26 protein-coding genes and 1 riboswitch are annotated in these 23,029 nt (G+C 70.2%); of the genes, 14 read left to right on the top strand and 12 right to left on the bottom strand.

Annotation, left to right across the window (positions count from 1 at the left end):
- Positions 1 to 69 precede the first annotated feature (69 nt).
- The 9 genes from gcvP to EXU32_RS06840 form a co-directional block, all read right to left on the bottom strand.
- Positions 70 to 2,967 (bottom strand): aminomethyl-transferring glycine dehydrogenase, encoded by a 2,898-nt coding sequence (gcvP, locus tag EXU32_RS06880; protein WP_130629228.1) that lies wholly within the window; start codon positions 2,965 to 2,967, stop codon positions 70 to 72.
- Between the two features lie 71 nt (positions 2,968 to 3,038).
- Positions 3,039 to 3,132: riboswitch (glycine riboswitch) on the bottom strand.
- Between the two features lie 43 nt (positions 3,133 to 3,175).
- The gene (locus EXU32_RS06875; protein WP_130629227.1) at positions 3,176 to 3,751 is read right to left on the bottom strand and encodes a MerR family transcriptional regulator; all 576 of its coding nucleotides are present in this window, start codon (positions 3,749 to 3,751) and stop codon (positions 3,176 to 3,178) included.
- 162 nt (positions 3,752 to 3,913) lie between these two features.
- A complete protein-coding gene (locus EXU32_RS06870; protein ID WP_130629226.1) occupies positions 3,914 to 4,402 on the bottom strand; it encodes a bifunctional nuclease family protein in 489 nt (162 codons plus the stop codon).
- A gap of 20 nt (positions 4,403 to 4,422) precedes the next feature.
- Positions 4,423 to 5,124 carry a transcriptional regulator FtsR gene (gene ftsR, locus EXU32_RS06865; protein WP_242612914.1) on the bottom strand — a complete coding sequence of 234 codons (702 nt, stop codon included), beginning with the start codon at positions 5,122 to 5,124 and terminating at the stop codon, positions 4,423 to 4,425.
- Positions 5,125 to 5,126: 2 nt separating this feature from the next.
- Positions 5,127 to 5,579, bottom strand: a complete 453-nt coding sequence (locus EXU32_RS06860; RefSeq protein WP_130629224.1) for an FHA domain-containing protein — start codon at positions 5,577 to 5,579, stop codon at positions 5,127 to 5,129.
- A 79-nt stretch (positions 5,580 to 5,658) separates the two neighbouring features.
- Entirely contained in the window at positions 5,659 to 6,048 is a 390-nt protein-coding gene (gene gcvH, locus EXU32_RS06855; RefSeq protein ID WP_130629223.1) for a glycine cleavage system protein GcvH, read from the bottom strand.
- 20 nt (positions 6,049 to 6,068) lie between these two features.
- A complete protein-coding gene (locus tag EXU32_RS06850; protein WP_130629222.1) occupies positions 6,069 to 6,899 on the bottom strand; it encodes a DUF881 domain-containing protein in 831 nt (276 codons plus the stop codon).
- Positions 6,896 to 7,228, bottom strand: coding sequence for a small basic family protein (locus EXU32_RS06845; protein ID WP_130629221.1), 333 nt, complete (start codon positions 7,226 to 7,228; stop codon positions 6,896 to 6,898). Before EXU32_RS06845 ends, EXU32_RS06850 begins: the two co-directional genes overlap by 4 nt.
- Entirely contained in the window at positions 7,225 to 8,217 is a 993-nt protein-coding gene (locus EXU32_RS06840; RefSeq protein WP_130629220.1) for a DUF881 domain-containing protein, read from the bottom strand. The genes EXU32_RS06845 and EXU32_RS06840 overlap by 4 nt, the downstream gene beginning before the upstream one ends.
- An 85-nt stretch (positions 8,218 to 8,302) precedes the next feature.
- Here EXU32_RS06840 and EXU32_RS06835 point away from each other — a divergent pair, with 85 nt between their 5' ends.
- The 5 genes from EXU32_RS06835 (at position 8,303) to EXU32_RS06815 (ending at position 12,602) form a co-directional block, all read left to right on the top strand.
- A complete protein-coding gene (locus EXU32_RS06835) occupies positions 8,303 to 9,442 on the top strand; it encodes a MalY/PatB family protein (protein WP_130629219.1) in 1,140 nt (379 codons plus the stop codon).
- Positions 9,443 to 9,580: 138 nt separating this feature from the next.
- The gene (gene ectA / locus EXU32_RS06830; protein ID WP_242612913.1) at positions 9,581 to 10,096 is read left to right on the top strand and encodes a diaminobutyrate acetyltransferase; all 516 of its coding nucleotides are present in this window, start codon (positions 9,581 to 9,583) and stop codon (positions 10,094 to 10,096) included.
- Positions 10,097 to 10,152: 56 nt separating this feature from the next.
- Positions 10,153 to 11,433 (top strand): diaminobutyrate--2-oxoglutarate transaminase, encoded by a 1,281-nt coding sequence (ectB, locus tag EXU32_RS06825; protein WP_130629217.1) that lies wholly within the window; start codon positions 10,153 to 10,155, stop codon positions 11,431 to 11,433.
- Between the two features lie 54 nt (positions 11,434 to 11,487).
- A complete protein-coding gene (locus EXU32_RS06820; protein ID WP_130629216.1) occupies positions 11,488 to 11,877 on the top strand; it encodes an ectoine synthase in 390 nt (129 codons plus the stop codon).
- 107 nt (positions 11,878 to 11,984) lie between these two features.
- Positions 11,985 to 12,602 carry a cysteine hydrolase family protein gene (locus EXU32_RS06815; protein WP_130629215.1) on the top strand — a complete coding sequence of 206 codons (618 nt, stop codon included), beginning with the start codon at positions 11,985 to 11,987 and terminating at the stop codon, positions 12,600 to 12,602.
- 36 nt (positions 12,603 to 12,638) lie between these two features.
- Here EXU32_RS06815 and EXU32_RS06810 read toward each other — a convergent pair whose 3' ends face one another.
- Entirely contained in the window at positions 12,639 to 13,190 is a 552-nt protein-coding gene (locus EXU32_RS06810) for a type 1 glutamine amidotransferase domain-containing protein (RefSeq protein WP_130629214.1), read from the bottom strand.
- 93 nt (positions 13,191 to 13,283) lie between these two features.
- On the opposite strand from EXU32_RS06810, the gene EXU32_RS06805 reads away from it, so the two are divergent.
- The 4 genes from EXU32_RS06805 to nhaA all read left to right on the top strand — a co-directional run bounded on the left by EXU32_RS06805 (position 13,284) and on the right by nhaA (position 16,907).
- The gene (locus tag EXU32_RS06805; RefSeq protein WP_130629213.1) at positions 13,284 to 13,781 is read left to right on the top strand and encodes a DUF6328 family protein; all 498 of its coding nucleotides are present in this window, start codon (positions 13,284 to 13,286) and stop codon (positions 13,779 to 13,781) included.
- 109 nt (positions 13,782 to 13,890) lie between these two features.
- A complete protein-coding gene (locus EXU32_RS06800) occupies positions 13,891 to 15,315 on the top strand; it encodes an MFS transporter (protein WP_130629212.1) in 1,425 nt (474 codons plus the stop codon).
- Positions 15,316 to 15,402: 87 nt separating this feature from the next.
- Entirely contained in the window at positions 15,403 to 15,573 is a 171-nt protein-coding gene (locus EXU32_RS17130) for a hypothetical protein (RefSeq protein ID WP_165399600.1), read from the top strand.
- A 56-nt stretch (positions 15,574 to 15,629) separates the two neighbouring features.
- Positions 15,630 to 16,907, top strand: a complete 1,278-nt coding sequence (gene nhaA, locus EXU32_RS06795; RefSeq protein WP_130629211.1) for a Na+/H+ antiporter NhaA — start codon at positions 15,630 to 15,632, stop codon at positions 16,905 to 16,907.
- A gap of 5 nt (positions 16,908 to 16,912) precedes the next feature.
- Here nhaA and EXU32_RS06790 read toward each other — a convergent pair whose 3' ends face one another.
- Both EXU32_RS06790 and EXU32_RS06785 read right to left on the bottom strand, forming a co-directional pair.
- A complete protein-coding gene (locus tag EXU32_RS06790) occupies positions 16,913 to 17,815 on the bottom strand; it encodes an SDR family oxidoreductase (protein WP_130629210.1) in 903 nt (300 codons plus the stop codon).
- Positions 17,816 to 17,877: 62 nt separating this feature from the next.
- Positions 17,878 to 18,555, bottom strand: a complete 678-nt coding sequence (locus tag EXU32_RS06785) for a GntR family transcriptional regulator (protein ID WP_130629209.1) — start codon at positions 18,553 to 18,555, stop codon at positions 17,878 to 17,880.
- Positions 18,556 to 18,685: 130 nt separating this feature from the next.
- Here EXU32_RS06785 and EXU32_RS06780 point away from each other — a divergent pair, with 130 nt between their 5' ends.
- From EXU32_RS06780 to EXU32_RS06760, 5 genes are read left to right on the top strand one after another with little or no spacing between them, the layout of a single operon-like run.
- On the top strand, positions 18,686 to 19,945 hold the full coding sequence (locus tag EXU32_RS06780) for an NRAMP family divalent metal transporter (RefSeq protein ID WP_431603054.1): 1,260 nt from the start codon (positions 18,686 to 18,688) through the stop codon (positions 19,943 to 19,945).
- A 51-nt stretch (positions 19,946 to 19,996) separates the two neighbouring features.
- Positions 19,997 to 20,764 (top strand): LamB/YcsF family protein, encoded by a 768-nt coding sequence (locus tag EXU32_RS06775; RefSeq protein ID WP_130629208.1) that lies wholly within the window; start codon positions 19,997 to 19,999, stop codon positions 20,762 to 20,764.
- A complete protein-coding gene (locus EXU32_RS06770) occupies positions 20,761 to 21,375 on the top strand; it encodes a 5-oxoprolinase subunit B family protein (protein ID WP_130629207.1) in 615 nt (204 codons plus the stop codon). The genes EXU32_RS06775 and EXU32_RS06770 overlap by 4 nt, the downstream gene beginning before the upstream one ends.
- On the top strand, positions 21,372 to 22,250 hold the full coding sequence (locus tag EXU32_RS06765; RefSeq protein ID WP_130629206.1) for a biotin-dependent carboxyltransferase family protein: 879 nt from the start codon (positions 21,372 to 21,374) through the stop codon (positions 22,248 to 22,250). The genes EXU32_RS06770 and EXU32_RS06765 overlap by 4 nt, the downstream gene beginning before the upstream one ends.
- Complete coding sequence (locus tag EXU32_RS06760; RefSeq protein ID WP_242612912.1) at positions 22,243 to 23,028, top strand: putative hydro-lyase; 786 nt, start codon at positions 22,243 to 22,245, stop codon at positions 23,026 to 23,028. The genes EXU32_RS06765 and EXU32_RS06760 overlap by 8 nt, the downstream gene beginning before the upstream one ends.
- The last annotated feature ends 1 nt before the right edge of the window (position 23,029 follow it).

Genomic DNA, 23,029 nt, shown 5'->3' with positions numbered 1-23,029 from the left:
CAGACGCTCGTGGACGGGGGCGGTGTGCCTGCCTGCCACCCGGGACCGGCTGGCAGGCAGGTATGACGATCAGTCCTCGAAGGCCTCTGGCGAGGGGCAGGAGCACACGAGGTTGCGGTCGCCGTAGGCGCCGTCGATACGGGCGACCGGGGGCCAGTACTTGTCGGCGGCGTCGACCCCGACCGGGAAGACGGCCGTCGCGCGGTCGTAGGCGTGCTCCCACTCCCCCGCCAGCGCGGCGGCGGTGTGCGGCGCGTGGCGCAGGACCGACGACTCGACGTCGCCGCTGGCCGTGACCTCGTCGATCTCGCGGCGGATGGCGATCATCGCGTCGCAGAAGCGGTCGATCTCGCCCTTGTCCTCGGACTCGGTGGGCTCGACCATGAAGGTGCCCGCCACGGGGAAGCTCATCGTCGGGGCGTGGAAGCCGTAGTCGATCAGGCGCTTGGCGACGTCGTCGACGGTCACGCCCGAGTCCCTGGTCAGGCCCCGCAGGTCGATGATGCACTCGTGGGCGACGATGCCGCCCGGGCCCGCGTAGAGCACTGGGAAGTGATCGCCCAGCCGGTGCGCGATGTAGTTGGCGTTGAGCACCGCGATCTGGGTGGCGCGCGAGAGCCCGGCGCCTCCCATGAGCCGGACGTAGGCCCATGAGATCGGCAGGATCCCCGCCGACCCGTAGGGCGCGGCGCTGATCGGTCCGACCCCGGTCGCCGGGCCCGCGGCCGGGGCCAGCGGGTGGTTGGGCAGGTAGGGGGCAAGGTGCTCACGCACGGCGACCGGGCCGACACCCGGTCCGCCCCCACCGTGCGGGATGCAGAAGGTCTTGTGCAGGTTGAGGTGGCTGACGTCCGCGCCGAACTTGCCCGGCTGGGCCAGACCGACCAACGCGTTGAGGTTGGCCCCGTCGACGTAGACCTGGCCGCCGGCGTCGTGCACGAGAGCACACAGGTCGCTGATCGTGTCCTCGAAGACGCCGTGCGTGCTCGGGTAGGTGACCATGATCGCCGCCAGATCGTCCTTGTGCTGCTCGACCTTGGCGCGCAGGTCGTCCATGTCGACGTCGCCGCCCTCCGCGGTCTTGACGACGACCACCTTCATCCCGGCCATGACCGCAGACGCGGCATTGGTGCCGTGGGCACTCGCGGGGATGAGGCAGATGCGGCGCTGGCTCTGCCCCTGCGCGGCGTGGTGGGCACGGATCGCCAGGAGCCCGGCGAGCTCGCCCTGCGAGCCGGCGTTGGGCTGCAGGGAGACGGAGTGGTACCCCGTGATCTCGCTCAGCCAGGTACTCAGCTGGCCCACGAGCTCGCGGATGCCCACAGTCTGGTCGTCCGGTGCGAAGGGGTGCAGCCCGGCAAACTCCGGCCACGTGATCGCGGCCATCTCGGTGGTGGCGTTGAGCTTCATCGTGCACGAGCCCAGCGGGATCATGCCGCGGTCGAGCGCGAAGTCCCGGTCCGACAGGCGGCGCAGGTACCTCAGCATCGCGGTCTCGCTGCGGTGTGCGTGGAAGACGGGGTGCGTGAGGTACTCGCTGGTGCGCAGCAGCGCACTCGGCCAGGTCGGGGTGACCCGATCGGCAGTCGCGCCGACCTCCGGCGCGGACGACTCGCTGCTTGCCGCTCCCAGTGCCCGGGCGACGGCCTCGACCTCGCTGGTGTCCGTCGTCTCGTCGACCGACACCAGGACCGTGTCCTCGTCGGCCTTCCAGATGTTGACGCCCGCGCTGACAGCAGCAGCCACAGCAGCATCAGCGCCACCAGGTGGAGCGACGCGCAGCGTGTCGAACCACGGTCCGTCAGCGACCTCGACGCCCGCCGCGCGCAGTCGCTCGGCGAGGCTCACTGCGGTGCCGTGCACGCGCTCGGCGATGGCCTTCAGGCCCTGGGGTCCGTGGTAGACCGCGTACATCGAGGCCATGACCGCCAGGAGGACCTGGGCCGTGCAGATGTTGGAGGTCGCCTTGTCGCGGCGGATGTGCTGCTCGCGGGTCTGCAGTGCCAGACGGTAGGCCGGGCGACCAGCGGCATCGACCGACACACCGACCAGGCGGCCCGGCAGGGTCCGCTCGAGTCCGGCGCGCACCGACATGTACCCGGCATGGGGACCACCGAAGGCCATCGGCACACCGAAGCGCTGCGTGGTGCCGATCGCGACGTCGGCGCCCCACTCCCCCGGGGAGGTGAGCAGCGTCAGGGCCAGCAGGTCGGCGGCCGCGGTGACGAGGGCTCCGACCTCGTGGGCGGCCTCGGTGAGCGCCCGCCAGTCGGCGATGGTCCCGTCGGCGCCCGGGTACTGGACGAGCACCCCGAAGACATCGCGATCGCCGGCCGCGGAGCGCAGCTCGTCGACCGTGGTGACGGCAGTGAGGTCGGCGACGACCACATCGAGGCCCAGCGGCACCGACCGGGTCTCGACCACGGCCCGGGTCTGCGGGAAGATGTTGGCGTCGAGGAGCAGGACGGCGTCCTTGGCGGCCTTGCTCGAGCGGCGCATCACCGTCATGGCCTCGGCGGCGGCCGTGCCCTCGTCCAGGAGGGACGAGCCGGAGGTCTGCAGGCCGGTGAGGTCGGCGACCATCGTCTGGAAGTTCAGCAGGGCCTCCAGCCGACCTTGGCTGATCTCCGGCTGGTAGGGCGTGTAGGCCGTGTACCAGGCCGGGTTCTCCAGCACATTGCGCTGGATGACCGCCGGGGTGATCGTGCCGTAGTACCCCAGGCCGATCATCGAGGTCAGGACGGTGTTCCTGGCAGCCAGTCCCCGCATCTCCTCCAGGACCGCCAGCTCGCTCGGCGAGGCCTCGATGTCAAGGGCCTGGGTCTGGCGGATGGCTCCCGGGACGGCTGCGTCGCACAGCGCATCGAGATCGGTCTGACCGATCGCGGCCAGCATCTGCTCCACATCGTCCTCGCGGGGACCGATGTGGCGACCGACGAAATCGGACAGGGGGGACGAGGCGCTCATGAGGCTCCCTTGGGCGTGGGTGGACACACGGTCAGCCTCCCCTTCTGTCACGGTCAACGCTTCAGAAGTGCCTGATCCACGAGGTCCTGGCGCCTGAGAGGTTCCGGGGAGATTTGCCCCTTCGGCGCCTCGCGCAGTACGCGAGGACTCTCCCCCGTGGGGTGAGCAGCGGGCTCAAGGCTATCAGCGCCTAGCGCGGCGCAGAGCGTCAGGCGAGGCGGGCGCGGCGGCGGGCCGACAGCTCGTCGCCGGGCAGCTCGGTGGGAGCCGAGTCCTCAGGGGCCATCCGCTCGCTCGGGATCTCGAGCAGGGAGCCCTCGACCTCGCGCCAGACCCGGCCGACCGCGATGCCGAAGACACCTTGGCCGCCCTGGACGAGGTCGATGACCTCGTCGGCGGACGTGCACTCGTAGACGCTGGCGCCGTCACTCATCAGGGTGATCTGGGCCAGGTCCTCGACGCCACGCTCGCGGAGGTGGTTGATGGCGACGCGGATCTGCTGCAGGGAGACCCCCGTGTCGAGGAGCCGCTTGACCACCTTGAGCACGAGGATGTCGCGGAAGCCGTAGAGGCGCTGGCTGCCGGAACCCGCAGCGCCGCGCACGGACGGTTGGACGAGCCCGGTGCGGGCCCAGTAGTCGAGCTGTCGGTAGGTGATGCCGGCCGCGCTGCAGGCAGCCGGCCCCCGGTAGCCGATGTCGTCGGAGAGCTCGGGCAGATCGTCGTCGAACAGCACGCCCTGGGTGCGGACCGGAGTCCTGCCCTCGTCGTTGGTGGCGTCCACTGCGCCCTCCCCACTTCACCGTCGGTCCCAGCCCGGTCGGATGGGAATCACACCGGTGTCGTACCGGTGTGTCTTCGACGCTACGGCGCGCCGAGGGGGGCGTCAAACATCCTCGCCGAGCGGTCACGAAGATGTCGGTAACGATCGGGTCGCGGTGGGCCCTCAGCTGGCCGGCGGATCCTCGTCCGGCGCGTCGAAGTCCTCGGGCGAGACCTCGTCGAGAAACTCCTTGAACTTGGCCACCTCGTCCTCCTCCTCGTCGGAGGACTCGATGCCAACCTCGTCGAGGACCTCGTCCGTGGCCACGATCTCGGCGCCGGTGCGCAGCGCCAGCGCGACACCGTCGGAGGTGCGGGCCGAGATCTCGGTGTCGTCGTCGAGCACGAGCGTGGCGTGGAAGACGCCCTCGAGCACGGCGTCGATGCGCACGGTCACGAGCTCACGACCGACCGCGGCGATGACGTCGACGAGCAGGTCGTGGGTCAGCGGACGGGGTGGGACGACGCCCTCCTGCGCGTAGGCGATGGCCGTCGCCTCCGCCGCGCCGATCCAGATCGGGACATGCCGACCTCCGTCGCGCTCCCGCAGGAGCACGATCGGCTGGGAGGTGGGCATCTCCACGCGGACACCAAGGACGTCGAGCGGCTTCACACTCCTACCGTATCCCGCGCTCACCCCGCCGAGCCCAGCACACGGCGCACGAGAGCGATGTGCAGGTCGAGACAACCCTCGAGCACCATCCGTCGGACCGACTCGTCGTCGACGCCTCCAGCGTCGGCGCCCCGGCCACGCAGGCCCTGCTGGCCCAGCACGTGATCGGCCAGGGACAGCTCGCGCTCGGCGGCGCTCTTGAAGGGACGCAGGTGCCGCACGTCGATACCGGCGGCGACGAGGGAGCCGCAGATGCGGGCGACGTCGAGGTCGTCGGCATCGAAGTGCTCGCGGTCCTTCGGCAGCAGGCCGTAGGAGATCAGCTCACGGAAGGTGCTCGTGTCGATGTCGGCAGCATGCTGCAGCTCGATCGCGGTCAGCCGTAGGGGCCGGTCGGCACGTGCCGAGAGCCGTCCCGAGTCGTCGACGGGCGCCGGTGGTGGCACGACCTCACCGTCATCGGCCACGGCCAGACCGCGGTCCATCGCGTCGAGTCGCTCACGGATCACCTTCAGCGGCCAGAAGCGGTCCCGCTGGGCGGTCAGCACGAAGCGCAGCCGCTCGACGTCGCCGTCGGAGTACTTGCGGTACCCCGACGGCGTCCGTGCCGGCTCGACCAGCCCCTCGCTCTCGAGGAAGCGGATCTTGCTGATCGTGACGTCCGGGAAGTCGCCCTCGAGCTGCCGGATGAGGGCGCCGATACCGATGCGGTCGTCAGCCAAGGTCAGCTGGCAGAGGAGCTGGCGTAGTAGACGAGGCGGAACTTGCCGATCTGGACCTCGTCACCGGTGCGCAGCGGCGACTGGTCGATGCGCTCCTTGTTGACATAGGTGCCGTTGAGCGAGCCCACGTCGCGCACCCCGAAACCCTGGTCCTCGCGGGAGAAGACCGCGTGCTTGCGGGAGACGGTGACGTCGTCGAGGAAGATGTCGCTGTCGGGCCCACGGCCCGTGGTCACCTCGGCGTCGTCGAGCAGGAAGCGGGCGCCGGTGTTGGGGCCCCTCAGCACGATGAGCAGCGCCGTCGACGGCTGCAACGCATCGACCGTCGCCTGCTCCTCGCGGGTCAGGTGATAGTCCGAGTCCGGCAGGTCGGCAGGCTGGCTGCTCTCGATCCCCGTGAACTGCTGTGTCGCCGGGTCCTGTCGTGCAGGTCGATTGGTCTCGTTGCCGCTCATCCAGCGCTCCCTCCTCGTGTCTGTGGTCAAGCCTACGTGACCGGCCCGACAGCGGGCCGGCCGTGGTGCGGTCCGGCCCTCAGCCGATCTCGGTCTGGTAGGCCGCCGCATCGAGCAAGGACGACGTGTCGGCCCCGTCAGCCAGCTGCAGCTCGTACATCCAGCCCTGCTCGTAGGGGTCGGAGTTGACCAGCTCCGGGGTTCCCTCGAGCGCGTCGTTGACAGCCGTGATGGTGCCGCCGAGCGGTGCGTAGAGGTCACTGACCGACTTCGTCGACTCGACCTCGCCGCAGGAGTCCCCGGGCTCGACGGTGTCACCGACGGCGGGCAGGCTCACGTAGACGACGTCACCGAGGGCCTCCTGGGCGTAGTGGGTGATGCCGACGCGGACGATGCCCTCGCCTGCCTCGCTGACCCACTCGTGATCGCTGGTGTACCGAAGGTTCTCGGGGTAGGTCGCGTCGCTCATCTGTCTCCTCAACGATCCATTCACTTCGAGCCGTCGGTCGGCTCCGGGACGGGCCGAGCGTAACGAGGCGATGAATCGGTGTGCAACGCCTCCACGTTGATCGACGCGAACTCGGTGATCTCCACCTTGCCACCCTTGCTCCGAACCGACTCCGACACGCCGCCGGGGATCTCCATCGCAGAGCTCATGGTCTGGGGATCGCCGATGACGATGAGCTCGTACGGCGCGGTGAGCCGGGTCCCGTCGACCTCGATCGCACCGCCGTCCGCGTCGCGGAACCAGGTGCTCGCCACGACCCGTACCGTGCCGATCTGCATGGCCTCGGCCCCTGCGTCACGCAGCTCCTGCACCGCGTCGAGCAGGGCGGGCGCACCGACCTGACCGCCGCTGTCGGAGATCCTCAGCCGGATCCCCGGACCGGTGGCCCGTTTTGTGCCGGCCAGGATGCCGAGGGTGTCGGCCCTCTCCTGCGCTGCCGCGATGGCCTCGGGCGAGCTGGCATCGCTGTTGGCCAGGCCGTCCTTGGTGGACTGCAGTTCGGTGATCTCGTCGTCGAGCCGCGCGCCGTTCTGGGTCACGTCGTCGAGGATGCGCACCAGCTCGTCCTGACGCAGGTCCTCCAGACCCTGTGACTGGGTCTGGCGCACCTGCGTCGCGATGGCGAAGCCGAGGAGGGCGGCCAGCAGCAGCGCGAAGGCGTTGGCGCGCGTCACCCGTGGGCGCGCCATCAGGTAGACCCTGCGCCACGGGCTCGGTCCCTGCCGCTGGGTCGCGGGCTCGGGTGCGTCCGAGGTGCCCGCAGTGGCCGCCTCGAGGTCCTCGGGCCGGTCCGGGTCGCGTGCGTCCGTCATGCCTTGAAGAGGTGTCGACGGATCGAGGCGACGTTGGAGAAGATGCGGACGCCGAGGACGACCACGACGCCCGTCGAGAGCTGCGAGCCGACGCCGAGCTGGTCGCCCAGGAAGACGATGAAGGCGGCCACGACCACGTTGGACAGGAAGCTGACGACGAAGACCTTGTCGTCGAAGATCCCGTCGAGAGTGGCCCGCACCGCGCCGAAGACGGCGTCGAGGGCGGCGATCACCGCGATCGGCAGGTACGGCTGCAGCCACACCGGTACGTCCGGCTGCAGGACGAGACCGAGCACGATGCCGGCCACGAGTCCCAGGGCGGGGATCACGAGGTCTCCTTCTTCAGTGGCTTCACGAGGGGTGGCTCGGTGCCGTCCGGGACGACCGTGGCCTCCCTCGTGCTGACGTTGACGGCACTGGGGAGCGTGAGCTCGTCCTGCACGGTCAACGAGGTCTGGATGCCGTAGTTCAGGCGCAGGCTGGTGAGGTACGAGCCGCCCTGCCCCTCGGCGAAGCTGGTCTGCAACGCGCTGGGGTCGCCGATCGCCTCGATGGTGTACGGCCGGGTGAGCGGGCGGAAGTTGACCAGGATGGCCTCACCGGCGAACCGGATCGCGGTGCGCGAGGTCAGCCGCTGCCCGTTGATCGTGATGGCTTCGGCACCGGCCTGCCACAGGGCGTTGGTGACGACCTGCATGTCACTGGACCTGACCCGCCCCTCGTCGGAGACGCCGGTGCGGGGGTCACCGTCGGCGCTGTTGCTGCTCCCCTGGGCATCGTCCAGGGTCAGCCGCACCCCCGGTCCCTGCACGGCCGCCAGGCCACTGGTCACGCGCCGGTCCTCGAGGTCCTTGCGCTGCGTGCCGACGAGGTCCGGGTCCAGCTGGCCGGTGGCGACGTCGATCTCGGTCTGCAGCGTCCGGACCTTGACGCCTCGCTCGTCGACGACGCCCTGCCGGTCCTCGATCTGGCGGATCAGGTCGGCGCGCGCGGCCGCGCGGGACCCGTCACGATCGCGCAGCTGGGCCGTGCACACACCGATCATCAGCCCGATCAGGAGCAGCCACACGAGCAGCCGCAGCCTCCCGGTGCCGGTGCTGGGCGGCTTGCCCTGCGCCATGCGGGCCTCTGCGGCGGCCTGGTACCCGGGGTCGAGGGGACGCTCGAGCATCGAGGTCAGCAAGGTCATCGAGGCATCCGGCCGAGGAGCCGGACGGGCCGCGCCGTGGGCCTGTGCGTAGCCCTGCTCGCCCTCGCCGAGCTCCGTGGCGGAGGGCGCGTCCGAAGGCTTGGCGTCCTCGGGCAGATCGGACCGCACGCGCCACTCCTTCGGGCTCGACAGCATCGTGACCTCGTGGCCACCAGCCCACCCTAAGTCTTCCGCCGCCTGCCAGAGTGGAGGCATGGAACGACGCGTCCTCGCCCTCGACGAGACGGCTCTGCGCCGCCGCACCAGCATCAAGTGGCGGCTCCACGACCCCGACGTGCTGCCCCTGTGGATCGCGGAGATGGACGTCGCGCCAGCGCCCGCCGTGGCCGACGAGCTGGCCCGGATCGCCCGGGACGGCGACCTCGGGTACCCGGTGACCGGTCCGTACACCGAAGCGGTGGCCGCCCTCTACGCCGAGTGGGGTGCCCCGGTCGAGATCTCTCTCGCCCGACCGGTGGCCGACGTCATGGCGGGGGTCCGCGCCGGGCTCGCGGCGCTGACCGGGCAGGACGACCCCGTCTACATCACCGTCCCCGTGTACCCGCCCTTCCACGGGGCCGTCCACGAGATCGGTCGTCGGCTCGTCCCGGTCCCCCTGGGACCGACCGGCCGGTTGGACGCCGACGCGCTCGACCTCGCCTTCGCCGAGCACGGCCGGGGAGCGCTCCTGCTGTCCAACCCGCACAACCCCACCGGGACGGTCCCGACGCGCACGGAGCTCACGCAGGTCGCAGTCGCGGCCGCACGTCATGGCGTGAGGATCGTCAGCGACGAGATCCACGCACCGCTCGTCCTGCCCGGGGCGAGCTTCACCCCCCTTCTCTCCCTGCCGGAGGCACAGTCGGGCCTGGCGGTCTTCTCCCCCGCGAAGGGATGGAACCTCGCCGCGGCCAAGTCCGCAGTCCTCCTCGGCGGGTCGCAGGCGGCCGACGCCGTGCGGGCGCTGCCACCGGGCCTGGAGTTCACGACCAGCCATCTCGGGGTGCGGCTGCACACGGCTGCGCTGCTGGGTGGCCGCGACTGGCTTGCGGACCTCGTGGCCGACCTGGACGCGAACCGCACGCTCCTCGCCCAGCTGTTGGCGCAGCACCTCCCGGAGGTCTCCTGGCAGCCGGTGGAGGCCACCTACCTCGCCTGGCTCGACTGCCGACGGCTCGGCCTGGGTGAGGACCCCTCGGCGCACTTCCGTGACGTCGCGCGGGTGGCGCTCACACCGGGATCCCCCTTCGGCGCGGGCGCTGGGTTTGCCCGTCTGAACTTCGCCACGTCCCCCGCGATCCTCACCGAGGCGATCGAGCGGATGGCGGCGTCGCTACCGGCTCGAAGGGAGTGACCTGCGCCTCTTCCGTCGGTTGCGGACCAAAGGTGTCCCGGATCACGAATGCGCCAGAACCGTTGCGGCACAACAATTTTTGTCGATCTCGAGCCCTGCGGATTTGATCTCTGCGCTCGCCACGTTAGGTTGAAACAGGTGACCAACGACGACGAGACACCCCGCCAGAGCTCCCCGTCGACCCCGTTCATCCTGCGTCAGCCGTCCATCGAGGACGGCGGCGAGATGTGGCGCGTGGCCAGGGACTCGCAGACACTCGACCTCAATTCTTCCTATGCCTACCTGCTGTGGGCACGTGACTTCGCCGCGACGAGCGTCGTCGCAGAGCGTGCGGGGAAGGTCGTCGGATTCGTCAGCGGCTACGTCCGTCCGGCGGCCCCCCGCACCCTGATGGTGTGGCAGGTCGCGGTCGACGCGGACCAGCGTGGGCACGGCCTCGCCGGTCGCATGCTCGACCACCTCGCCGCCCACGTCCCCGGGGTCGACGTCCTGGAGACGACGATCACCGACGACAACGCCGCCTCGCGGGCACTCTTCGCCGGCTTCGCGCGCAGCCACGACGCACAGCACGAGGAGATCGACCTCTTCGTGACGGCCCACTTCCCAGACGAAGGCCATGACCCGGAGGTGCTGCACCGCATCGGACCGTTCTGATCCCTGCCGCACCGACCGACACAACCTGCCGATCCCTCCACGGAAGGACCACCCCCATGAGCAACCCCGCCACAGCCATCTTCGCCGAGCGCGAGTCCGAGGTGCGCAGTTACTGCCGCAACTGGCCCGTCGTCTTCGACACCTCCAAGGGCCCGTACCAGACGACCGAGGACGGCGAGCGCTACACGGACTTCTTCTCCGGCGCGGGTGCCCTCAACTACGGGCACAACAACGACATCCTCAAGGAGGCGCTCATCGAGTACGTCTCCCGCGATGGCGTCACCCACTCGATGGACATGCACACCAAGGCCAAGCGTGAGTTCCTCGAGGCCTTCACCGAGCTGATCCTCGAGCCGCGCGGGATGACCCACAAGATCCAGTTCCCCGGCCCCACCGGGACCAACGCCGTCGAGACCGCGCTCAAGACCGCCCGCAAGGCGACCGGTCGCGAGGACGTCGTGCACTTCACCAACGCCTTCCACGGGATGACCCTCGGGTCGCTGGCCGTCACCGGCAACGCCTTCAAGCGCGCCGGCGCCGGGACCCCGCTCTACCACGCGACCGCAGCTCCCTACGACGACTACATCGTCGGCGAGACCTCTGACTTCGCCTGGCTCAAGCGCATCTGGGCCGACAGCGGCTCGGGCACGAGCCTGCCCGCCGCGGTGATCGTCGAGACGGTCCAGGGCGAGGGCGGCCTCAAGGCCGCTCGTGGCGAGTGGCTCAAGGAGCTGCAGGACCTGTGCCGCGAGTACGGCGTCCTGATGATCGTCGACGACGTGCAGGCCGGCTGTGGCCGCACCGGGACCTTCTTCTCCTTCGAGGACTTCGGTCTGGACCCGGACATCATCACGCTCAGCAAGTCCATCTCCGGCTACGGCCTGCCGATGGCGCTGACCCTGATGAAGCCCGAGATCGACGACTGGGAGCCCGGCGAGCACAACGGCACCTTCCGCGGCCACAACCCCGCCTTCGTCACCGGGGCCAAGGCCCTGCGCACCTACTGGGCCGACGACACCCTGGAGAAGAACATCGCGGCTCGCGCCCAGGAGCTCACCGAGCGCCTGGAGGTCCTCGCCGGCCTCGCCGAGGGCAGCGAGCTGCGCGGTCGCGGGCTCCTCTCCGGTGTCGCCTTCGCCGACCTCGAGGTGGCGGAGAAGATCGCCAAGGCGGCCTTCGCCCGCAAGCTGCTCGTCGAGACCTCGGGCCCGTCGAGCGAGGTCGTCAAGATCATGCCGCCGCTGACCATCACCAAGGACGAGCTGGCTGCCGGCCTGGACCAGCTCGAGGACGCCACTCGCGAGGTCCTCGGCGCGCCCGCCCGCGCGACTGCCTGAGCTCCCCCTTTCGCGCAACCCACTCCCCCGACAGACCACGACCAGGAGATCAACATGAAGGTCCTCAACGTCAACGACCTCGACGGCACCGAGTACGACGTCACCCACGGCAACTGGCAGAGCCGCCGGATGGTCCTCGCCAAGGACAAGGTCGGCTTCAGCTTCCACATCACGATCCTCAAGGCCGGGACCTCTTCGGAGTTCTGGTACGCCAACCACGTCGAGGCGGTCTACGTCTACCAGGGCAAGGGCACGCTCCTCGACCGCGACACCGGCGAGGAGTTCGTCCTCGAGCCGGGCGTCATGTACATGCTCGACGACGCGGACAAGCACACCGTGACCGTCGAGGAGGACATCCACTGCGCGTGCGTCTTCAACCCGCCGGTCACCGGCCGTGAGGTCCACGACGAGAACGGCGTCTACCCGGTCCTCACCGAGGACTGAGCCACGACGCGGCGAGGGGGACGGACCGGGTCCGTCCCCCTTCGTCATGCCGCCGCGCTCTCCCCGTGGCGTGGCATGACTACGGCGCAACGGGGTACGAAGGGGGCATGTCCACCTCGTCGTCCCCCACACACGCGCCGTGGCGCGCGCCGCTGGACCGTACCGCCCTCGTCGTCGTCGACCTGCAGGAGGCCTTCCTCGAGCAGGCCAGCCTCGCCGCGCACCGGGACGAGCTCGTGGCCCGTGTGCGCCAGGTGCTCCGGTGGGCAGAGCGGGAGGAGCTGCCGATCATCAACGTGCGCACCATCCACCAGCGCGACCGCTCGACGTGGACGATCACGATGCTCGAGGACGACCAGGGTTTCCTCTTCGAGGGGGACGACCACACCGCCGCCCTGTCCGAGCTCGACCTGTCGGCCGCGACCGAGGTCGTCAAGACGCGCGACGACGCCTTCGTCGGCACCGACCTGGACTCCGTCCTGACCGACCTGGGCGTCGAGGCGGTGGTGATCATCGGCGTCTCCACCCACACCTGCGTCCTGCTCACCGCAGCGCATGCCTTCGCCCTCGATCGCGAGGTCGTGCTGGTGCGCGACGCCATCGCCTCCCACCGTCCCGAGCTGCACGAGCTGACGCTCGACACGCTCCGGGACGAGTACCGCTTCCCCGTCCCGAGCGCCGACGCCCTGTGCCGAGTCGGCGCCCGGGTCAGCGAGCATGCGTGAGAACCGGTCGACGGTGCCGCGCTCGCACCCTCGGCCTCACCCGTCGGCCAGCAGGTCGAGCAGGGCCGCGTTGAAGGCCGGCAGGTCATCGGGCTTGCGGCTGGTCACGAGCCGGCCGTCGCGCACGACCTCCTCGTCGACCCAGGTGCCGCCGGCGTTGCGCACATCCGTCTGCAGGCTCGGCCACGAGGTGACCCGGCGTCCCCTCAGGACGTCGGCCTCGACGAGCATCCAGATGGCGTGGCAGATCGCGGCCACCGGACGGTCGGCAGCGACCGCCTCACGCACGAAGCCCACCGCCGCGGCGTCGAGCCGCAGCGCGTCGGGGTTTGCCACACCGCCCGGGAGCACCAGTCCCGCGAAGTCCTCCGGCGAGGCGTCGGCGATCGTCGTGTCGACGGGGAAGGTGTCCGCGGCGTCGAGGTGGTCGAAGGCCTGCACCTCCCCGGTCTCCGGCGCCACGAGGACCGGCTCCCAGCCGGCCTCCTCCAGCGCCTTCCACGGACCGGTCAGCTCCACCTGCTCGATGCCCTCCATCGCCACGAGGACCGCGACCCGGCGGGTTCCTGACTGCTCCTGGATGCTCATGCTGTGCTCCCTTCGTCGAGGTGTCGTGCTCGCCAGCCCTACCCGTCAGGCGGCCCGGCATGCGCAGCGCCCACGGGCGGGCACGATGGACCCATGAGCAACCGCGACGGCGAGGACGAGGGTGCAACGGGTCGGCGCGAGACCGCCGACGAGCGGGCCGACCGCAACTGGAACGACCTGCTCCAGGAGTTCCGGGTGCTGCAGACCGGTGTCCAGATCCTGGCCGGCTTCCTCCTCACGCTGCCCTTCCAGGCCGCCTTCGCCGACCTCGACGGCACCCAGCGGGTCCTCTACGTCGTCCTCGTCCTGCTGGCCTTCGTGACGACGACCCTGCTGGTCCTGCCCATCGCGGTCCACCGCCGACTCTTCCGGCTCCAGCGCAAGGACCAGCTGGTCAGGGTGGGGCACGTCGTGGCGCGGTGCGTGCTCGTCGCGGTCAGCCTGCTCATCGTCGGACTCGCGACCTTCGTCGTGGACATCGTCCTCGGCCGTACCGCCGCCGTGGTGGTCTGCCTCGGCATGGCGCTCGCCGTCATCGCCGCCACGATCGTCGTCCCGGCGCTCGTGGGGAGGCGAGTCTCCTCACACTGAAGAACTCCCCCGACCGCGCGTTTCGGCATGCACCGGGCCTCCCTTCTCCGTACCTTGGATCGGGTGCAAAGCCGCCCTCGGGTGGAAAAGATCAACCCCAAGGAGATCCATGAGCACGTCCGCCACCTCTGGTGAGCCCGTCGCCGAGTCCGGGGCGGGCGGCACGGCCTTCGAGGACCTGCCGCCCCGCAAGACCATCCGCAAGGCCGTCGCCGCGTCGGCCATGGGCAACGCGACCGAGTGGTACGACTACGGCGCGTATGCCGTCGTCGCGACCTACATCGGCCACCACTTCTTCCCCGGCGAGCACGAGACGCTCCTGACCCTGGCGACCCTCGCGGTCTCCTTCATCGCCCGCCCCTTCGGCGGCTTCTTCTGGGGCCCTCTCGGCGACCGGTTGGGCCGCAAGGGTGTCCTGGCGATGACGATCATCATGATGTCCGCCGCGACCTTCAGCATCGGCCTGCTGCCCACCGCCGAGACCATCGGGATCGGCGCGCCGATCCTGCTGATCATCCTGCGCCTCATCCAGGGGTTCTCGACCGGCGGTGAGTACGGCGGTGCCGCGACCTTCATGGCCGAGTACGCGCCGGACAAGCGCAGAGGCCTGTACGGCAGCTTCCTCGAGTTCGGCACGCTGGGTGGGTTCGCGCTGGGTGCCGGCGTCGTGCTGGTCCTGCAGATCGTCCTCGGTGAGAGTGCGATGAACGACTGGGGCTGGCGCCTGCCCTTCTTCATCGCCGGGCCCTTGGGCGGGATCGGCCTCTACCTGCGCTCCAAGCTCGACGAGACGCCCGTCTACAACGACCTCGAGGACGCGGGCGAGAGCGAGGAGTCGGCCACCCACGGCCTGCGCGACCTGATGGTCGAGTACTGGAAGCCGATGCTGACGATGGCCGGTCTGGTCATCCCCCTCAACGTCGTCAACTACACCCTGCTGACGTACATGCCGACCTACCTGCAGACCAAGATCGGCATCGGGGAGAACGAGTCGCTCGTCGTCATCATCGTCGGTGAGCTGATCATGATGGCCCTGCTGCCCTTCGCCGGGCACTACTCCGACATCATCGGTCGGCGGCCGATGTGGTGGTTCTCGCTCATCGGCCTCTTCGTCTTCGCCCTGCCGATGTACTTCCTCATGGGCACCGGCTTCGTGGGCGCCATGGTGGGCTTCGCGGTGCTCGGCCTGCTCTACATCCCGCAGCTGTCGACGATCTCGGCCACCTTCCCGGCGATGTTCCCCGCCCACGTGCGCTTCGCCGGCTTCGCGGTGACCTACAACGTCTTCACGGCGGCCTTCGGCGGGACCGCGGCCTCGGTCAACGAGGCCGCGGTGGAGGGCACGGGCTTCCTGGAGTTCCCCGCTGCCTACATGATGGGCGCCTGCGTCATCGGGATGATCGCGATGCTCTTCGTCAAGGAGACGGCCGGTGCATCGCTGCACGGGAAGCACATCCCCGAGTCCGAGCCGGAGGACTACGGCAGCGAGGCAATCGCCGAGGAGGCCGAGGCGATGGAGGCCGCGGGTCGCTGACCCCACCGACCACGACGCGAAGGGGGGTGCACCGCGACGCCGCGGGGCGCCCCCTTCGCCATGCCTCCAACACCCTAGACTCGGCCTGTGACCGGACCCGTACCACCCACCGAGGCGTGCCCCCGCCTGCTGACGCAGGACGCGGGCACGCGTGCGCTGACCCAGATCGTGCGGCACGCAGGGACCAACGGGTGGATCAGCACCTGGGGCACCAATGCCCACGGGGAGATCGCTGGGTGTCCCCCGGCGAGCGGCTGAGGCGCCCACGTCGGCGCTGATCGCCAGCACCTCTCTCCAGACAAGGTTCCCCACACATGTCCCAGCCCTCGACCCCGAGCCGCCTGGCTCCCCACCAGCTGTGGCGCGGTGCCCACGCAACCGCCCAGAGCGACGCCTTTGGTGGTGCGCTCCTCCTGGGCGCCACCGTCATCGCTCTTCTGCTCGCCAACTCCCCCGCCGCGGACGCCTACTCAGGCCTGCGCGACTTCACGATCGGTCCGCAGGCCCTGGACCTCAACCTGAGCCTCGGCGCCTGGGCTGCTGACGGCCTCCTCGCGATCTTCTTCTTCGTCGTCGGTCTGGAGCTGAAGGAGGAGTTCGTCGCCGGCAAGTTGCGAGACCCCCGGACAGCAGCTCTGCCGATCGCCGCCGCAGCGGGCGGAGTCGCCGTCCCGGCTCTCATCTTCGCCGCCATCGCCATGTCGTCCGACTCGGCGGAGGCCATGCGTGGCTGGGCGATTCCCACGGCCACGGACATCGCCTTCGCCGTGGCGGTACTCGCGGTCGTGGGTCGCTTCCTGCCGCCCGCGCTGCGCGTCTTCCTGCTGACTCTGGCGATCGTCGATGACCTCATCGCGATCACCATCATCGCGATCGTCTACACCGAGGGCCTGCAGCTGCAGTGGCTGCTCCTGGCCATCGTGCCGCTGGCCCTCTTCGCCCTCGCCACCCAACGCGGCATCATCTCGTGGTGGGTGCTCGTGCCCTTGGGCGTGCTCACCTGGGGACTCGTCCATGCGTCGGGCATCCACGCGACCGTCGCCGGTGTGCTCCTGGGCTTCACGGTCCCGGTGATCGCCACCCAGCGCGCCAGGGTGCAGTCCTCGACCGATCCTGACGGCACTCCGGTCCACGACGGTGTGGCGCCCTACCTGGCCGACCAGTGGGGCGTCTTCACCACGCTCGTCGCCGTGCCCGTCTTCGCCTTCTTCTCCGCAGGTGTGGCCGTCGGCGGCATGGACGGGATGCGCACCGCGATGCAGGACCCGATCACCCTCGGGATCATCGCCGGCCTCTTCCTCGGCAAGCCCATCGGGATCACGCTGACGACCTTCCTGCTCAGTCGCCTGCCCGCCTTCCAGCTGGACGAGTCGCTGCGCTGGCCGGACATCATCGGCATGGGCTTCGTCGCCGGTGTCGGCTTCACCGTCTCGCTGCTCGTCGGCGAGCTGGCCTACGGCGCGGCGAGCGTCGCCGACGAGCACGTCAAGATCGGTGTCCTCCTCGGGTCCCTCGCCTCGGCACTCGTCGGCGGAGCCTTCCTGGCCGTGCGCAGCCGAGCCGCGCAGCGCGCGGGTGCGCAGCCCGGCTGACCGCGTCAGAAGACGGGCTTGCCGCCGGTCACCCCGACCACGGTGGCCGAGACATAGCTCGCCTCCTCGGGGGCAGCGAGGAAGACGAAGGCGCCGGCCAGCTCACCGGGCTGGCCGGCACGACCGAGGGGCGTGTCGGCACCGAAGGCCTCGATCTTCTCCTCCTCCTGGGTCGCCGGCTGCAGCGGCGTCCAGATGGGTCCCGGGGCCACGGCATTGACCCGGATCCCCCGCGGCCCGAGCTCGGCGGCGAGGTTGACGGTGAAGTTGTTGATCGCCGCCTTGGTCGACGCGTAGTCGAGCAAGGAGGTCGACGGCTCGTACGCCTGGATCGAGCTGACGTTGATGATGCTGGCACCGCGGCCCAGGTGCGGGAGCGCAGCCCGCGTCAGCCAGAAGAGGGCGTGCAGGTTGGTGCGCAGCACCCGCTCGATGCGCTCGTCGCTCATCGCCTCCAGCCCGCCGTCCCGGGCCATCTGGACGCCCGCGTTGTTGACCAGGACGTCGAGCCCGCCCAAGCCGTCGACGGCGGCCTCGACGACCTCGTCGCACGTACTGCGCTCGGTGATGTCCCCGGGGCAGAGGACTGCGGTGCGGCCGGCGTCCCTGATCCACCCCGCGGTCGTCTCGGCGTCCTCGCGCTCCTCGGGCAGGAAGGAGATGGCCACGTCTGCGCCCTCACGGGCATAGGCGATCGCGACGGCACGGCCGATGCCCGAGTCACCACCGGTGATGAGGGCCCGCAGGCCCTCCAGGCGACCTGAACCCACCCAGGTGTCCTCACCGTGGTCGGGGACGGGGGTCATCGCGACCGTGGAGCCGGGGAGCGTCTGCTGCTGTGCGGGGAACCCGCCATCAGCCCCCATGGTCATGCCTGCCGCCCGTCGGCCGATCCCTGACTCGATCATGTGCACTCCTTCGTCGTGGTGACGCGGCTGCACTACCCGAGCGGGTGGCCGGGAAACTTCGGCTACGCGGACATCGCGGCCAGCAGCTGGGTCTCGGCGCGCTCGAGGTAGGCGAGCAGCGCCCGCTCGGCCTCATCATGCTCCCCCGCTGCCAGGAGCGCGACCAGCTCGCGGTTGCCCTCGAGGTAGGGCTCGTGGAAGGTCCGCGGGTCGGCCATCGTGCTGAAGACCAGCCGCATCTCGGCGAGGACCTGCTGCATCGCCTCGTCGGCCCGACGGCTCCCGGCGAGAGCGGTCAGCTCCTTGTGGAAGTGCATGTTGGCCGACCCCAGGAGGCGCCAGTCCCGGGCACCGGCGGCGGCACTCCCTTCGTCCACGGCCGCGTGCAGCCCTGCGAGGTCGGGACGGGTCGCCGTCGCGCGGACCGCTGCCACCTCGAGGATCCGACGGAATCGGTAGAGGTCGCGGACGTCGTCCTGGTCGAGCTCGCGGACGAAGACCCCGCGGTTGAACTCCCGCACCACCAGACGCTCGTGGGCCAGGAGCTGGAAGGCCTCGCGCAAGGTGTTGCGGGAGACCCCCAGTGCTGCGCCGATCCGCTCCTCGGACAGCCGCGTCCGGGGGCGCAGCTCGCCCTCGATGATCCGGGTGCGCAGGGCGTCGGCCACCTTCTCGCTGGCGCTCGCTCGCCCCATCGCCGCCCGCTCGGACTCCAGTGCCGAGATCCAGTCGTCCACCATGCCGCCCACCCCTTCGTCGCCGTCTGCCCGAGAGTAGCCGAAGGGGGTATTGCGGGATTGTTCAACAATCGCTAGTTTACGTGATCGGGAGCACAATGAGGTGGTCCCGTGAGCGACGAGGAGAACCACCATGACCCAGGCTCCAGCCCCCGGTGCGTCACCGCAGCCGTCCAAGATGCCCCCGCCGGGCACGGCAGCCACAGCGACGAAGGGAGCCCTCCTCGGGGCGATGTTCCTCATGGCGACGAGCGCCATCGGTCCCGGATTCATCACCCAGACAACGGTCTTCACCGCACAGCTGGGCGCGGCCTTCGCCTTCGCGATCGTCATCTCGATCATCGTCGACATCGCGGTCCAGCTGAATGTCTGGCGCGTCATCGGCGTCTCCGGGATGCGCGCCCAGGACCTGGCCAACCAGGTCATCCCCGGCTTCGGCTACGTCCTGGCCGCCCTCGTCGTCTTCGGCGGGCTGGTGTTCAACATCGGCAACATCGGCGGCACCGGCCTGGGGGCCAACGCGATGTTCGGCGTCGACGCCAAGATCGGGGGCGCGGTGTCCGCGCTCATCGCCATCGCGATCTTCGTCAGCAAGAAGGCGGGCGTCGCGATGGACCGCATCGTCGTCGTCCTCGGGGTCCTGATGATCGCCATGGTCGCCTACGCGGCGGTCGCCACGCAGCCGCCCTACGGTGAGGCACTCAAGCAGACCGTCCTGCCGGACAAGGTCGACTTCCTCATCATCACCACCCTGATCGGTGGCACCGTCGGTGGCTACATCACCTACGCCGGTGCCCACCGGATCGTCGACAGCGGCATCACGGGTCCCGAGCGGATCGCCGAGATCAGCAGGGGCTCCATCACCGGCATCCTCGTCACCGGCGTTATGCGCGGCCTGCTCTTCCTGGCCATCCTCGGCGTCGTCGTCGGCGGAGTGGAGCTCGCCGGGGTCGACAACCCGCCGGCCGTCGCCTTCGAGGCGGCGCTGGGTCGGGTCGGGCTGCACATCTTCGGCGTCATCCTCTGGGCGGCGAGCATCACGAGCGTCATCGGGGCCTCGTACACCTCGGTCAGCTTCCTCACGACCTTCAACGCCGCGATCAAGAAGCACAGCCAGTGGGTCGTCGTCGGCTTCATCGTCATCTCGGCCGCGATCTACATCTCCCTCGGTCAGTCCCCGGCGACGCTGCTCATCCTCGCCGGCGCGCTCAACGGCCTGATCCTGCCCTTCGGCTTCGGGATCCTCGTCTGGGTCGCGCTGCGTCGACAGGACCTGCTGGGTGGGTACGTCTACCCCAAGTGGCTGGCCTACCTCGGTCTGCTGATCTGGCTGCTCACGATCTACCTCGGCTACGAGTCCTTCAGCGGGATCGTGAAGCTCTGGAGCTCATGACCCACGCACTCCCCCGACCAGCAGCACGCATGACCGACAGGAGCACGCACGATGCAGATCGACCTCAATGCAGACCTCGGCGAAAGCTTCGGCAGCTGGACCCTGGGTGACGACGACGCGATGCTCGAGGTGGTGACGAGTGCCAATGTCGCCTGCGGGTTCCACGCGGGCGATCCGTCCGTCCTGCGGCACAGCTGTGACCGTGCTGCCGAGCGGGGAGTGGCCATCGGCGCACAGGTCGGCTACCGCGACCTCCCCGGCTTCGGCCGACGCTTCATCGACATGGTGCCGGCCGAGCTCACCGACGACGTGCTCTACCAGATCGGTGCGCTCGAGGCCTTCGCCAAGGTGGCCGGCACCCGCGTGCGCTACGTCAAGCCCCACGGGGCGCTCTACAACGCGATCGTCCACCACGAGGCGCAGGCGGCCGCAGTCGTCGAGGCCGTCGTCTCCTACGACCGCACCCTGCCGGTCCTCGGGCTGCCCGGCTCGGCGTGGTTGCGGCTGGCCGAGGAGGCCGGGCTGACCACGGTCGGTGAGGCCTTCGCCGACCGGGCCTACACGCCGGAGGGCACCCTGGTCTCCCGACGGGAGGCCGGGGCGGTGCTCCACGACCCCGGCGAGATCGCCGAGCGGTGCGTACGCATCGCGACGAAGGGCGAGGTCGTCGCCACGGACGGCAGCATCGTGGCCGCCCCTGCGGGCTCGCTGTGCGTGCACGGCGACAGCCCCGGTGCCGTGGAGATCGCGCGGCACGTGCGGGCCGGTCTGGAGCAGGCCGGGGTGTCGCTCACTCCCTTCGTCGGGGAGGTCAGATGAGGCTCATGCCCTGCGCCGACTCCGGGCTGCTCGTGGAGATGTCGGACATGGACGAGGTGCTGGCCCTCTACTCCCACCTCGACGAGGATCTCCCGGACGGCGTCATCGACATGGTGCCGGCGGCGACGACGCTCCTGCTCACCATCGACCGGGCCGTGACGGACGTGGAGCGACTGGCGCGAGCGGTGTCGGGCATCTCGGTGGGGACCCACCACCGGGCAACCGCCGGCGAGGTGGAGATCCCCGTCGTCTACGACGGAGCGGACCTCTCGGAGGTCGCGCGCCTCACCGGGCTCGCCGAGCGCGAGGTCATCGAGGCGCACACCGGGACCCCGTGGACGGTGGCCTTCTGCGGCTTCGCCCCCGGCTTCGGCTACATGGTCGGTGGCGACGAGCGCCTGCAGGTGCCTCGCCGTGACAACCCGCGCACCAAGGTGCCGCCGGGGTCCGTCGCGCTCGCCGGTGAGTTCGCGAGCGTCTACCCGCGGGAGTCACCCGGCGGCTGGCAGCTCATCGGACGGACTGCGCTCCAGGTCTGGGACATCCAGCGCGAACCGCCGGCGCTGCTGGTCCCCGGGACCGTGGTGCGCTACGTGGAGACGGCCGCGTGAGTGCCTTCCGCGCGCTCGAGATCATCGCGACCGGGCCGCAGACCACCATCCAGGACCTCGGTCGCGAGGGTCTGGCCGGTCTGGGCGTCGGCCGGTCGGGCGCTGCCGACCTCGGCTCGCTCCGACTGGCCAACCGGCTCCTCGGCAACAGCGAGGGAGCCGCTGCCCTCGAGGTGACCCTCGGCGGGCTCGAGGTGCGCTCCCGCGGTGGCGCGTGGGTCGTCGTGACCGGGGCGACGACCCCCGCGACCGGAGACGGGCGGCCCGTGGGCCACGCGGCGGTGACCTGGCTACCGGACGGGTCCTCCCTTCGCCTGGGGGCGGCGACGGCTGGGCTGCGCAGCTATGTCGCCGTCCGGGGCGGCATCGACGTCCCGCCGGTCCTGCACTCCCGCTCGACGGACACGATGGCCGGTCTCGGCCCGCCGGTCCCCCGCCCCGGGGACCTGCTGCCCGTGGGTCCGACCCCGAGTGCCCCTCCCCTCGTCGACGTCGCGCCGGTCGCCGCCCCCACGACCGGTGAGGTGCTGCTGCGCGTCGTCCCGGGCCCGCGCGACGACTGGTTCGTGCCGGACGTCATCTCCACCCTGGTGGGGGGCACCTACGAGGTCACCGCCGAGAGCAACCGCGTGGGGATGCGCCTGTCCGGGCCGGTGCTGGAGCGCGCCCGTGAGGGTGAGCTCCAGAGCGAAGGGATGGTCCCCGGCGCCCTGCAGGTGCCACCCACCGGTCAGCCGACCCTCTTCCTCGCCGACCATCCCGTGACCGGTGGCTACCCCGTCGTCGCCGTCGTCGTCAGCGATGACATCGGCCTGGCCGCCCAGGCCCAGCCCGGTCAGCACATCCGCTTCGTCCTCGGAGGTTCCCGTGCCTGAGACCGTCGCGTCCCTGTCCCCCGACCTGGCCCGGGCCCGCTTCCGCGAAGGCCTGCGCGTGCCCACCTCGGGGTGGAGCGCTGGCTGGACCCAGGCCAACCTCATCGCCGTCCCCCGCGAGCAGGCCTACGACGTCCTGCTCTTCGCCCAGCGCAACCCGAAGTCCTGCCCCGTCCTCGACGTCACCGAGCCCGGCGAGGTGGGGTGCGGGATCTTCGACGGCGACCTGCGCACCGACATCCCGGGATACCGGGTCTACGAGGACGGCGAGCTCGTGGCCGAGGTGTCGGACGTCCGCGACCTGTGGCGCAAGGACCTGGTGGCCTTCCTGATCGGGTGCAGCTTCACCTTCGAGGCCGCGCTGCTCGAGGCCGGTGTGCCCGTCCGCCACGTCGAGGTCGGCAGCAATGTCCCGATGTACCGGACCAACCGGCCATGCCGGTCCGCGGGGTCGATCGGTGGCCCCCTCGTCGTCTCGATGCGGCCGATGCCGGCGGACCAGGTCGCCACGGCCGTGCGGGTCACCTCGCGCTACCCGGCCGTCCACGGGGCGCCGGTGCACATCGGGGACCCGGAGGCACTCGGCATCACGGACCTCGCCTCGCCCGACTTCGGTGAGGCCGTCCCGATCGGTGACGGGGAGATCCCGGTCTTCTGGGCGTGCGGAGTCACTCCCCAGGCCGCAGTGATGCAGTCTCGACCTCCCTTCGCCATCGGCCACGCGCCCGGGATGATGGCCATCACCGATGCCCGGGACAGCGACTACCTCGTGCCGTAGG

Origin of the sequence: Janibacter limosus, from assembly GCF_004295485.1 — a bacterium.
In the GTDB taxonomy this organism is placed as follows: Bacteria; Actinomycetota; Actinomycetes; order Actinomycetales; family Dermatophilaceae; genus Janibacter; species Janibacter limosus_A.
The sequence above is the reverse complement of the archived record's forward strand: the minus strand, read 5'-3'. Positions and strand labels throughout refer to the sequence as shown.